General features: G+C 70.3%; 8 protein-coding genes and 1 pseudogene. 8 read left to right on the top strand and 1 reads right to left on the bottom strand.

The features are described from left to right. The first annotated feature begins 37 nt into the window (after window positions 1-37). Genes C1706_RS10765 through C1706_RS10775 form a run of 3 tightly spaced genes read left to right on the top strand, consistent with a single transcriptional unit; the run spans window position 38 to window position 4,817 of the window. A complete protein-coding gene (locus C1706_RS10765; protein ID WP_129459248.1) occupies window positions 38-1,861 on the top strand; it encodes an ABC transporter ATP-binding protein in 1,824 nt (607 codons plus the stop codon). Beyond that, window positions 1,858-3,582, top strand: coding sequence for an ABC transporter ATP-binding protein (locus C1706_RS10770; protein WP_129459249.1), 1,725 nt, complete (start codon window positions 1,858-1,860; stop codon window positions 3,580-3,582). The genes C1706_RS10765 and C1706_RS10770 overlap by 4 nt, the downstream gene beginning before the upstream one ends. Then, entirely contained in the window at window positions 3,579-4,817 is a 1,239-nt protein-coding gene (locus C1706_RS10775; RefSeq protein ID WP_241653540.1) for an MFS transporter, read from the top strand. The genes C1706_RS10770 and C1706_RS10775 overlap by 4 nt, the downstream gene beginning before the upstream one ends. Before the next feature lies 1 nt (window position 4,818). On the opposite strand, the gene C1706_RS10780 is transcribed toward C1706_RS10775, so the two are convergent. After that, the gene (locus tag C1706_RS10780; RefSeq protein WP_129459250.1) at window positions 4,819-5,382 is read right to left on the bottom strand and encodes a hypothetical protein; all 564 of its coding nucleotides are present in this window, start codon (window positions 5,380-5,382) and stop codon (window positions 4,819-4,821) included. Window positions 5,383-5,825: 443 nt separating this feature from the next. On the opposite strand from C1706_RS10780, the pseudogene C1706_RS14640 reads away from it, so the two are divergent. The 5 genes and pseudogenes from C1706_RS14640 to C1706_RS10810 all read left to right on the top strand — a co-directional run bounded on the left by C1706_RS14640 (window position 5,826) and on the right by C1706_RS10810 (window position 12,275). Next, window positions 5,826-7,088 (top strand): annotated as a pseudogene (locus C1706_RS14640) (aminotransferase-like domain-containing protein). 31 nt (window positions 7,089-7,119) lie between these two features. Then, window positions 7,120-8,715, top strand: coding sequence for an ABC transporter substrate-binding protein (locus C1706_RS10795; RefSeq protein ID WP_129459253.1), 1,596 nt, complete (start codon window positions 7,120-7,122; stop codon window positions 8,713-8,715). Further along, window positions 8,715-9,659 (top strand): ABC transporter permease, encoded by a 945-nt coding sequence (locus tag C1706_RS10800; RefSeq protein ID WP_129459254.1) that lies wholly within the window; start codon window positions 8,715-8,717, stop codon window positions 9,657-9,659. The genes C1706_RS10795 and C1706_RS10800 overlap by 1 nt, the downstream gene beginning before the upstream one ends. Window positions 9,660-9,693: 34 nt before the next feature. Beyond that, window positions 9,694-10,599: an ABC transporter permease gene (locus tag C1706_RS10805; protein ID WP_129459255.1), complete on the top strand. Its 906-nt coding sequence runs from the start codon at window positions 9,694-9,696 to the stop codon at window positions 10,597-10,599. Then, window positions 10,596-12,275, top strand: a complete 1,680-nt coding sequence (locus C1706_RS10810; RefSeq protein ID WP_129459256.1) for a dipeptide ABC transporter ATP-binding protein — start codon at window positions 10,596-10,598, stop codon at window positions 12,273-12,275. The genes C1706_RS10805 and C1706_RS10810 overlap by 4 nt, the downstream gene beginning before the upstream one ends. Window positions 12,276-12,284: the final 9 nt, after the last annotated feature.

Below are 12,284 nucleotides of genomic sequence, written 5' to 3' on the forward strand. Positions count from 1 at the left end.
ATGAGAACTGTTCTCATCAAAGAGTAGGGAGAGTGGTGTGTCCACCGCGACACTCGAAGTAGCCCCTGAGCAGTCCGCCGTCGCGCACACGACGCCGGCTGCGGATCGCGTCCGTGTCGGCGCGCTGTTGTCCGAAGTGAAGGGCCCGCTGACGCTCGCGGTCCTCCTCTACGTCGTGTCCTCGCTGGCCTCGATCGTCCCCCTGATCGGCGTCGTCGAACTCACCCGCACCCTGCTGCCCATGGCCTGGGGGCAACCTGTTGACGCCGACCACGCCTGGCTCATCGCCTGGATCGTCGCCGGTGCGCTGCTGGTCCGGGCCGTCGCCCAGTTCAGCGCGCTCATGATCACCCATCTCGCCGACGCCGACCTGGGCGCCTCGTTGCGCACCCGCATCGTCGATCACCTGCGCGTCGTCCCGCTCGGCTGGTTCGGCACCCGGTCCTCGGGCCGGGTCAAGAAGGCCGCCCAGGACGACGTCGGCACCATGCACCACCTCGTGGCTCACTCCATCACCGACATGACCGCCGCGATCGTCGTCCCCGTCGCCACCATGGCCTACCTGCTCGTCATCGAATGGCGGATGGCGCTCGTCGCCCTGCTGCCCATGGTCGCCGCCGTGATCCTGTACGCCATCTCCCTGGGCGGATCCATGGAGCTCTACCAGCGCTACGACGACTCGCTGGCCGAGATCAACGCCGCCACCGTCGAGTACGCGCGCGGCATCGCCGTGGTCAAGGCCTTCGGACAGGCCGGACGCGCCCACGCCCGCTTCGCGGACACCTGTCAGCGGTTCATCACCTTCTTCGGGCAGTGGATGCGCAAGGCCGGGCTGTCCGGAGTCCTCATGGAGATCGTCTCCTCCCCGCCCGTCGCTCTGGCCGCCTTGACGCTCACCGGGGTCGCCCTGGTCGGCAGCGGCGTCCCCTTCATCGACGTCCTGCCCGGCCTGGTCCTCGGCCTCGGAATCTCCGCGCCCGTGCTGGCCCTCGGCTTCGGCTTCCAGGAGCTCCGCGAAGCCCAAGAAGCCGCCAACCACGTCGGGGAACTCCTCGGCGCCGCACCCATGCCCGAGCCTGCCCACCCGCGTGAGCCCCAGGGCAACGACGTCGACGTCGAGAACGTCACCTTCAGCTACAACGAAGGCTCCCTCGCCCTCGACGGGGTCTCCCTGCACCTGCGACCCGGCACCGTCACCGCTCTCGTCGGGGCGTCCGGGTCCGGCAAGTCGTCCCTGGCCCGCCTGGTGCCACGCTTCTACGATCCCCAAGCGGGTGCCGTGACGCTCGGCGGCGTCCCCGTGGATCACGTCGCCGGCGACGACCTCTACCAGCGCGTCGGGTTCGTGTTCTCCGACGACTACCTGCTCAACGCGTCCCTGCGCGACAACATCGCGCTCGGACGTCCCGAGGCCACCCTCGATGAGGTGCGGTCGGCCGCCGCCGCCGCGCAGATCGACGAGCGGATCGGCCAACTCCCCCGCGGCTACGACTCGGTGCTCGGCACCGACGCGGAATTGTCGGGCGGAGAACGGCAACGCGTCGCCATCGCGCGGGCGCTGCTCGCCGACACCCCCATCCTGATCCTCGACGAAGCGACCGCGTTCGCCGACCCCGACTCCGAGGTCGCCATCCAGCGGGCGCTCAGCGAACTCGTCCGAGGGCGGACGCTGCTCGTGATCGCCCACCGGCTCTACACCATCCGGCAGGCCGACCAGATAGCGGTGCTCTCGGGCGGCCGCATCGTCGAATCCGGTCGCCACGACGACCTGCTCGCCAGCGACGGGGAATACGCCCGGCTGTGGTGCGCCACCGGCAGCGACGAGGTCGCGCCGACGCACATCGAAGGGAACCAGGCATGATCCGCGACTTGCGCTGGGTGCTGGGCAAGGGCCGCACCCTGGACGGGATGATCGCGCTCGCGGTCGTCGCCGCCATCCTCCAAGGCATCACGTTCGTGCTGCTCGTGCCGCTGCTGCGCGCCCTGATCCTGGGCGACATCGCCGGAGCGTGGCTGTGGGCTGGCGCCCTGACCGCGGCCGCGCTCGGCTTCGCCATCACCTTGTGGTTCAGCTCGGTGCTCGGCCAGAAGGCGGCCCTCGACCTGTCGGTGGGCCTGTATGACCGTCTCGGAGACAAGATCTCCCGCCTGCCGCTGGGCACGGTCGACCTGGCGCTCACCGGACGCCTCGCGCGCCTGACCAGCAAGGGCGTCATGCAGGTCGCCACGGTGCCCGCACACCTGGTCCGGCCCATCATCACCGCCGTCGGGACGCCGCTGACCGTTGTCATCGGCATGACCGTGATCGACTGGCGGATCGGGCTGACCGCGCTCATCTCCCTGCCGCTGCTGGCGGGCGGCTACCTGCTGACCGGCACCATCGTCCGCAACCGCGACAGCAAGTACGCCGCCGCGTCGGCTGAAGCGGCCGGGCGGATCGTCGAATTCGCGCGAGTGCAGCCCGCGCTCCGGGCATTCCGCGGCAGCGCGTCGAGCAACGACGAGTTGACGCGTGCGCTTGGCGCCCAACACAAGACCTACCGCTCGCTGCTGCTGGGCGGCGCCGCAGGCATGTCGATCTTCGCCGTGGCCGTCCAGGCCGTGATCACGGTGCTGGTGCTGCTCGGCACGGCCCTGACGCTTGGCGGCAGCCTCGACGTCCCCGCATTGGTCGCCCTGCTCGTGCTGTCGCTGCGGTTCGTCGAACCCCTGATGCAGGTCGCCGACCTGGGCTCGGCGCTGCGCGTGTCGTCCAACTCGCTGGCCGAGATGCGCGAGATCCTCGACGCCCCCGAACTGCCCGAGCCGACCACCGCGGCCGTCCCGGCGGACGCCAGCGTCGAACTGCGTGACGTCGGCTTCTCCTACCGCCCCGACACCCCCGTGCTCACCGGCATCAGCTTCAGCGTCGCGCCGGGGACCACCACCGCGCTGGTGGGCCCCTCCGGTTCGGGGAAGAGCACGCTCATCAAACTGCTCGCCCGCTTCCACGACGTCACCAGCGGGCAGGTGATGATCGGCGGCCAGGACGTTCGCGAACTGGGCACCGCCACCACCATGGAGAACGTGTCGCTGGTGTTCCAGGACGTCTACCTGTTCTCGGGGACGCTCCTGGACAACATCCGGATGGGGCGCCCCGAGGCGAGCGACGAAGAGGTGTTCGCGGCCGCACACGCCGCTGAGGTCGACGAGATCGCCGCCCGGCTGGGGGACGGCTGGGACTCGCAGGTCGGAGAAGGCGGCGGGTTGCTGTCCGGCGGAGAACGACAGCGCGTCTCCATTGCGCGCGCCATCTTGAAGGACGCCCCCATCCTGCTGCTGGACGAGGCCACCAGCGCGCTGGATCCCGTCAACGAACAGGCGGTCTCCCGCGCCCTGCACCACCTGGAGGGTCGCTCCCGGCTGGTCATCGCGCACCGGCTCGAGACGGTGGTGAACGCCGACCAGATCGTCGTCCTCACCGATGACGGCCGGATCGCCGAGGTCGGCGTCCACGCGACCTTGATGGCCAACGACGGTCCCTACGCCGCGTTCTGGCGCGCTCGAACCGAGGCCGCCGGCTGGAGCCTGGCCACCTCGTGAGCGTCCAGGCTTCGACACCGAAGAAGGCCGACGCCTCAGTCAACGGGCAGGTCGGCGTCCTCCTGGCGGCGGTGGCGATCGCGTTCACCGGCCAGATGACGCTCAACCCGATCATCGCGCCGCTGTCGCGTGAGATCGGGCTGGCCGAATGGCAGGTGGGGCTCACCATCAGCGTCGCCGCCCTCATGGTCGTGCTGTTCAGCCCGATCTGGGGACGCCGCGCGCAAGCCTGGGGGAGCCGCACCGTCCTGATCGCGGCGCTCGGCTTCGCGACTGTCGTCATGGTCGCGTTCGCCGGCGTCGTCGGGCTGGGACTGGCCGGGTTGCTCGGCCCCGTGCCGCTGTTCGTGGCATTCCTGGTGCTGCGCGGTCTGTGTTACGGGGCGGCCGTGGCTGCCGTCATGCCGACCGCTCAGGCACACATCGCCGCCGTCACCACCGACGAGGCGACCCGCGTGAAGGGCATGGCGGGGGTGGGGGCCGCGCAGGGGGCGGCGTCCATCCTCGGCGCGATCGTCGGTGGGGTGCTGGTGGTGTTCGGCCTGATGGTGCCCATGATCGCCGTCCCCGTCATGCTCGCGCTCGCGCTGACCCTGGCGTGGGCCAAGCTGCAGCGTCCGGACGCGGCGACCCTGGTGGCGAGGCCCGCCGGGCTGCGGGCAACCGACCCGCGGGTGCTCCCGTACCTCATCGCCGGGTTCGGCATGTTCCTGGCCTTCGGCTTCGTCCAGGTGATCACCGGCTTCCTCGTCCAGGACCGGCTCCACCTGGAGGCCACCGCAGCCGGTGCCTTCGCGGGGATCGCCTTCCTGATGGCCGGCATCGGCATGCTGGTCTCCCAGGTGGTGCTCATCCCGAGGCTGGGCTGGGGGCCGCATCGGCTGATGCGGGTGGGCGTCGCGTTCGCCCTGACGGGGTTCGTCGTCCTGCTGCCGGACGCCGGCCTGTGGCTGCTCCTGGTCGCCATGCTGCTGATCGGGCTGGGCCTAGGATTCGCGATCCCGGGCTACACCGCGGGCCCGACGTTGCTGGTCCGCGATGAGGAGCAGGGTGCGCTCGCGGGCCTCATCGGCGCCACCAACGGGCTCACCTTCATCATCGCCCCCACCGCGGCCACGCTGCTGTACGGGCTGGGAGGTTGGATTCCGGTCGCCGTCTCGGTGGTCCTGCTGGCCTGCGTGATGCTGTTCTTGGTGCTCGATCCGCGGTTCTCAGCGGGTCAAGCCTCCGCTTGAGTCAGTCACCATCGGATGCGCCTGCAGAACTGGTCTCGGGCGCATCCGACGGGCCGGCCTGCAGTTGTCGAAGATTCGCGGACTTCGAGGATCCCAGGGGGATTGGCCGTTCAACCGGGTCAGGCAACTCTTCCGGGCCCGGCTCTCGCACCTCATCGGCCATCAGTTTCGGACGCTGGCCTTCGGGTGCGCACGTCTCGGACGTGATGGGTGATCGGCGGACCCACTTCAACTCGCGGAGTTCCTGACGCCCGTTGGCAAGTAGGTTCTTCACACGCGGCCAGGCGGAAAGCTCCCACCACTGCTTGACATGCGGTGACGCGACCACGAGCGCGGCGGCGATAACAAGACCTGCCTCCAAGGCCATGCGATGGTCCTCGTCGCTCAGCCCTGACTTATCGACGCTGCGCTCGTATGACTCCGGTTCATCGTCGTCAGGGATGAAGTCCGCATGGGTCTCCATGTGCCCACCGGCGTCGTAGAGGTTCTGACTCCAGCCTCCACTCGTCTTCCTGCCGGGCGTCAGGTTGTCATCGAACACGAACCTCCCGCGGACCTCAGCCATGCTGACTAGTTTAGCGATCGCCTCGTGGCGGTGGCACTGTGCAGTCAAGTCTTCGATAGTGGGGCCTCATTGGTCCACGGCATGAAACTTGTGGTAAATCGGGCCCCGCTGTGTATAGAGTTCCCCCAGCCCCATCCGGGGGCCTGAAACTCTGTCTGTGTACAGGAGTCGGCATGACCGTCATCGCCCATCGCTTGGCCGCTGTTCTCGCGCCCACGATGCTGTCGATGCCCTGCTGTCGCTGTTGTTGAGGTCACTCGCACCGCGGTGATCCGGGCCTGAGGCCCGTTGACGTTTTCTTTTTCTGACGCCTGAGCGCGAGGATTCTTCGCGCCGTGGTGCTGATTCCCGTGCGCTGTTCTTGGCGTGCCGTGAGTCCCTATTTCTGCGCCGGTGCGCAGCATTCCTCGCCTCGCCTTTCCTCCGCTCGAAGGAGCACGCCCATGAGCAGCGACACCACCACCTACAAGCCTTCCTTCCATGAACTCGCCGACTCCGCCGCACTGACTGAACCCGGTGCAGCCACCGCGGACGAGAGCCGCCCCGCACTGTCGCGCCGGGGCGCCGATCAGACCATCGGCGGGGCGTTCGCACGGTCGTCGGTGCCCCTGGCTCCGGGTGGAATCGCCCTCACCGGTGGCTTCCCCGGCCCCGACGTGCTGCCCATCGCCCGGCTCGCCGAGTCCTACGCCCGCGTCCTGGCCGATCCCGGCGCGGGGCTGACCGCCCTGCAGTATCACGGCCCGTTTGGCACCGACGAGTTGCGCGCATGGATCGCCGAAGATCAGGGCGTCCCCTTCGAGCAGGTGCTCATCACCAACGGCGCGCTGCACAGCATCTCCTACGCGCTGGAGGCGCTCATCGAGCCGGGCGACCTGGTGCTCGTGGAGAACCCCACCTACCCCTTCGCGTTGCGCGCGCTGCAGTACTACGGCGCCCGCGTCGAGGCGATCGGCACCGACGCACACGGCCTCGACGCCGACGCCCTGCAGACCGCGCTGGAGGCGGGCGCCCGCCCCAAGGCGCTCTATGTCATTCCCGACTTCCAGAACCCGACCGGCGTCACCCTCACCGCGCAGCGCTGGACGCAGATCACCGAGTTGGCCGAGCAGTACGGGTTCGTGATCTTGTCGGACAACCCCTACTAGCGGCTGCGGTTTGCGGGGGAATCCGTCGCCGACTTCGAGGTGGCCAGCGACCGGGTGGTGCACGCCAACACGTTCTCCAAGGTGCTCGGCCCGGGCCTGAGGCTCGGCTGGGCGGTGCTGCCGACCTGGCTGGTGGGCCCCGCCGTCCGGACCCGGCTCAACACCGACCAGCACGCCGGGCTGCTCACCCAGCGTGTCGTCACCGACCTGCTCACCCAGCCGGGAGCCCTGGACGCGGTCGTCACGGACGCCACCACGGCCTACGCCGAACGATCGCGGGTGCTCTACGACGCCCTGGCCGCCCGGCTGGGGGACCGCTTCGTGGCCGCCCGGCCCGAGGGCGGACTGTTCCTGTGGGCGCAGATCCCCGGTCTCGACGCCGCGCGCGCGCTCGACGCGGGCCGCGCCGCAGGCGTCGACTTCACCCTCGGCGTCGGCTTCGACCCCGTCGCCAGCGGACGCTACGACGAGTTCGTCCGCTTCGCCTACTCCAGCGCCACCCCCGATCAGCTCCTCCTCGCGGCCGACCGCTTCGCCGACGCCGTCGCCTCCCTGTGATCCCACACCGCAACCACACCAAGGAACCACGATGACCAGACCTGCACGACTCCTCGCCGTCGCGCTCGCCCCGCTGCTCGCGCTGACCGCCTGCAGTGCCGCCCAACCGGCCACGCCGACCAGTTCGGCCGCCACCACCCCCGTCGCCGGAGGGAACTACGTCCACGCGCTGGAGGCCGAGCCGGGCGGCTGCCTCGACGGCGCCCAGCAGCGCTTCCACGTCGCCCTCAACATCGTTCGCCAAGCCACCGACTCGCTGGTCGACCTGGATCCGGAGACCGGGAAAATCGTCCCGTGGCTGGCGACCGCCTGGGAGATCAGCCCCGACGCCAAGACCTTCACCTTCACCCTGCGCGACGACGTCACCTTCTCCAACGGGGAGAAGTTCGACGCCACCGCGGTGAAGGCCAACTTCGATCGGATCTCCGCGCTGGGCGCCAAGGCCGTCGGCGCCGGACCGGTGCTCGCCGGGTACACCGGAACCACGGTGGTCGATCCGACCACGGTGAAGGTCGACTTCGCCCAGCCCAACATCCAGTTCCTGCAGGGGCTGACGGCCGCCTGGCTGGGGTTCATCTCCCCGACCGACACGCAGAAGACCGCCGACCAGATCTGCTCGGGGGACTACTCGGGCACCGGGCCGTTCGTCATCGACAGCTACACCAAGAACGATTCCGCGAAGCTGTCCAAGCGCACCGGCTACGCCTGGCCCTCAGCGACCGCCCAGCACACCGGTGAGGCCTACCTCGACTCGGTGACGTTCACCTTCCTCAGCGAGTCCGGCGTCCGCGTCGGCGCTCTGCAGTCCGGCCAGGTCAACTCCGTCTCGCTGGTCCAGCCCCAGGACGAGGCCGTGCTCACCGGCTCCGGCTTCTCGACGCTGGTGGCCAGCCCGCCCGGACTCGTGCAGACCTGGATCGCGAACCAGAGCTCGGCACTCGGTGGGGACGAGGCCGTCCGCAAGGCGATCTCGCTGGCTCTTGACCGGGAGGCGCTCACCACGCTGTACGGCTCCGGCTTCGCCCCGGCGACCGGCCTGCTGAGCCCCAACACGCCCTACTTCACCGATCTGAGCGCCTACATCACGCACGATCCGACCGCGGCGGCCGCCACGCTGGAGGAGGCCGGCTGGACGCTGGGATCCGACGGCATCCGCGTCAAGGACGGCGTCCGGCTCAGCCTCAACGTCATCAACGTGTTCCCCGAGCAGGCCGAACTGCTGCAACAGCAGCTCAAGACGGTCGGCATCGACTACCAGATCCGCAAGCTCGACAACGCGGCGTCCTCCCAGGCCATCGCGCAAGGCGACTACGACTTCTACGTGTGGAACATGACGCGGGCCGATCCCGACGTGCTGCGCGGCATCTTCTCCTCCGTCGGGGGAGCACAGGCCTACTCGCGGGCCCAGCCGTCGGCCGCCGACGCCCCGCTGGCCGCCCAGGCCGGGGAAACCGACTCGGCCAAGCGGCAGGCGCTGGTGGATGAGGCGTCGATCGAGCTCGCCAAGAGCTACGTCGCCATCCCCCAGCTCACCCGCGCCTGGGTGTACGGCCTCGGCAAGGACGTCCACGGGTTCGCCGTCGACGGAGAGGCCAAGATCCTGCTGTACGACACCTGGATCGGCTGATGATCCGGTTCTTGTTCCGGCGGGCGGCTCAGGGGGCTTTCGTCCTCTGGGCCGCCTTCACGGCGTCCTTCGTGCTGCTCTTCCTGCTGCCTTCGGACCCCGTCTTGACCATGCTGGGCGCCGACGGCCAGGGCGCGAACGTCGACCCGGTCGAGGTGGCGGCGCTGCGCACCGAGTACGGCTTCGACCAGCCGGTGTGGCTGCAATACCTCAGCCGTCTGGGGGCGGCGCTGCGGGGCGACTTCGGCCATTCCATGAGCACGGGCGCACCCGTCACCACCGAGATCGCCGCGGCCCTGCCCGCGACGGGACTGCTGGCCCTGATCGCGGTCTGCTTGGCCGTGGTCATCGCCGCCGGCATCGCGATCGCCGCCACCAGCACCTCCCACGGCTGGCTGCGCCGCTTCCTGCTGGCCCTGCCCCCGCTGGGGGTGGCGATCCCCACCTTCTGGCTGGCGCTGGTGCTCCTGCAGATCTTCTCCTTCCGGCTCGGGTTGCTGCCCGCGTTCGGCGCTGAGGGCTGGACGTCGCTGGTGCTGCCCGCCATCACCCTCGCCCTGCCGGTGTCCGCGTCGATGGCGCAGGTGTTCGCCTCCTCGCTGGACGCCACCTGGGGATCGCCGTTCGTGCAGACCGCCCGCGCCAAGGGCGCCCGCCGTCCGCGCCTGCTCACCCGGCACGTGCTGCGCAACGCCATCTCTCCGGCGCTCACCGTGGCCGGTGTCACCCTGGGTGCCGTGCTGGCCGGGTCGGTCGTCACCGAGAGCGTCTACGGACGCCCCGGCCTGGGCCGGCTCGCCGAGCAGGCCGTCGCCGCCCAGGACATCCCCGTCGTGCAGGGGATCGTCGTGCTCGCCGCCGCCATCTTCGTGATCGCGAACCTGGGCGTCGACGTGCTGCAAGCCCGCATCGATCCCCGTCTGCTTTCTGGAGGTGCCCGATGAGCACACCCGTGTCCCGCCCCGCCTGGGAGGTCCGATGAGCACGCTCACCGCGACCGTCCGCGCCGCCGGTCCCGCCCCGACGGAGGCCCCCACCGCATCCCCGCTCCTCGGAGCCCGGCTGCGCCGCACCCTGACCCGGCCGGGCGGCATCAGCCTCATCCTGGCCGTGGCCGTTCTCGTGGTCGTCGCCGCGTTCGCCCTGGCCCCCGGTCTGTTCTCGACGTTCGACCCCACCGCGACCGCTCCCGCTCAGCGGTTGCAGCCGCCGTCGGGGCTCCACCTGTTCGGCACCGACCAACTGGGCCGTGACCTGTTCAGCCGCGTCGTGCACGGGGCGGGCCGGACGATGTTCGCGGTCGGACTCGCGGTCGCCATCGGAGTCGTCTTCGGGTCGCTGGTCGGGCTCGTGTCGGGCTTCGTCGGCGGACGCCTCGACGCCGTCCTCATGCGGCTGGTCGACGTGATGCTCGCGATCCCCGGCCTGCTCCTGGCGATGGCCGTCATCGCTGCCCTCGGATTCGGCATCACCAACGTGGCCATCGCCGTCGGGATCGCCTCGGTGGCGTCGTTTGCGCGGCTGCTGCGCGCCGACGTGATGCGTGTGCGCCGCACCCCCTATGTGGAGGCCGCCTTCGCCGGGGGCGAGCGCACCGGTTGGGTGATTCTGCGGCACGTGCTGCCCAACGCGTGGGGGCCCGTTGCCTCATTGATCACCCTCGAACTGGGGCAGGCCGTCCTGGCCGTCGCCGCGCTGAGCTTCCTCGGCTACGGCGTCGTGCCGCCCGACCCCGAATGGGGATCGCTGATTTCTGAAGGACGCGCCTACCTGGCGACGAGCTGGTGGCTCACCATGCTTCCTGGATTCGTCGTCGTCGCGGTCGTGCTGTCGGCGAACCGGATCAGCCAGGCCATCCAACGCCGGGACGGAGTGATCCGATGAGCCAGGCCGCCACCACCGAGCAGCCCGTCGGGACGCCTGAGCCGGTGCTCAGCGTCGGCGACCTCGCCATCAGCTACACCTCCCGAGGCCGTCGCACGGCGGCGGTGCAGGGCGTGGCGTTCAGCGTCGGACCCGGCGAGACCGTCGCGCTGGTGGGGGAGTCCGGATCCGGCAAGACGACCACCGCCCACGCCATCGTCGGGCTGTTGCCCGGCAGCGCCCACCGCGATGCGGGCGCGATCGTGCTCGGTGAGACCGACATCGCGGGCTGGTCGCAGCGGCGGCTGGCCACGATCCGCGGCCGTCACGTCGGCTTCGTTCCGCAAGACCCGGGCGTCGCCCTCAACCCGGTGCAGCGCATCGGCGTCCAGGTGGCCGAGCCGCTGCGCATCCACGGCCTGGCCGGGCGCGCCGAGGCGGACGCCCGCGCCCTGGAGATCCTCGCCCAGGCCGGGCTGGACGACCCCGAGGCCGTCGCGCTGCGCTACCCGCACGAATTGTCCGGCGGCCAGCGGCAGCGCGTCCTCATCGGGATCGCGCTCGCCTGCGACCCGCAACTCATCATCGCCGACGAGCCGACCTCCGCCCTCGACGTCACCGTGCAGAAGGTCGTCCTCGATCACCTGCAGGAGCGCACCCGGGAGGCCGGGGCGTCCGTGCTGCTCATCACGCACGATCTGGGGGTCGCGGCGGACCGCGCCGACCGGATCATCGTCATGCAGGGCGGGCGGATCGTGGAGGAGGGGCCGGCGGCGCGGGTGCTGGAGGCCCCCGAACACGAGTACACCCGACGCCTCGTCGCGGCCGCACCCTCGCTGCAGTCGCGTCGGTTGTCGGCGACGCCGGGGACGCGCCTTCCGGAGGCGCTCAGCGACGCTGTGGTGCTGGAGTTGGCCGGGATCGCCCGGCGCTACGTCAGCCGCGCGGGCGGCCGGACGCGGGAGGTGGTGGCCGCCCATGACGTCAACCTCAGCGTCCGGGCGGGACGGACCACCGCCCTGGTGGGCGCGTCCGGTTCGGGCAAGACCACCGTCGCCCGGATCGCGAGCCGGCTGGTGGAGCCGGACGCGGGCCGCGTCCTGCTGGGGGGACGGGACATCACGACGGCGACAGGAGCCGACCTGCGCGAACTGCGCCGGGGACTGCAACTCGTCTACCAGGACCCCTTCGGCTCCCTGGACCCGCGGATGCGCATCCTCGACACGGTCGCCGCTCCGCTGCGGGCCTACCGGGTCGGGGATCGGGCCTCCCGTGCGCGCACAGCGGCGGGCCTGCTCGAACGCGTCCAGCTTCCCGCGGACCTGCATCGCAGGCTTCCCGCGGAGCTGTCGGGCGGCCAGCGGCAGCGCGTCGCGATCGCGCGGGCGCTGGCCCTCAACCCGAAGGTTCTGATCCTGGACGAGCCCGTCTCGGCCCTGGACGTCTCCGTGCAGGAGCAGTTGCTGCAGCTCCTCACCGACCTGCAGGCCGAGCTGGGACTCGGCTACCTGTTCATCACCCACGACCTGGCCGTCGTCCGGCAGATCGCCGACGAGGTCGCGGTGATGAACAGAGGAGAGGTCGTGGAGGCCGGAACGGTCGCCGACCTGTTCGAGCATCCGCACGACCCGTACACGGTGGAGTTGCTGGCCGCGATCCCGGGACGGGGGATCGCCTCATCCGCGGCGACCGGGTAGCCCTGCGCC

It is taken from the genome of Propioniciclava flava (genome assembly GCF_004126535.1).
GTDB classification, from domain to species: domain Bacteria; phylum Actinomycetota; class Actinomycetes; order Propionibacteriales; family Propionibacteriaceae; genus Propioniciclava; species Propioniciclava flava.

Bases quoted from the DNA above. Each gene is read 5' to 3' on its own strand.
- C1706_RS10770 (WP_129459249.1), top strand. From the start codon at position 1,858: ATGATCCGCGACTTGCGCTGGGTGCTGGGCAAGGGCCGCACCCTGGAC.
- C1706_RS10780 (WP_129459250.1), bottom strand. From the start codon at position 5,382: ATGGCTGAGGTCCGCGGGAGGTTCGTGTTCGATGACAACCTGACGCCC.
- C1706_RS10795 (WP_129459253.1), top strand. From the start codon at position 7,120: ATGACCAGACCTGCACGACTCCTCGCCGTCGCGCTCGCCCCGCTGCTC.
- C1706_RS10800 (WP_129459254.1), top strand. From the start codon at position 8,715: ATGATCCGGTTCTTGTTCCGGCGGGCGGCTCAGGGGGCTTTCGTCCTC.
- C1706_RS10805 (WP_129459255.1), top strand. From the start codon at position 9,694: ATGAGCACGCTCACCGCGACCGTCCGCGCCGCCGGTCCCGCCCCGACG.
- C1706_RS10810 (WP_129459256.1), top strand. From the start codon at position 10,596: ATGAGCCAGGCCGCCACCACCGAGCAGCCCGTCGGGACGCCTGAGCCG.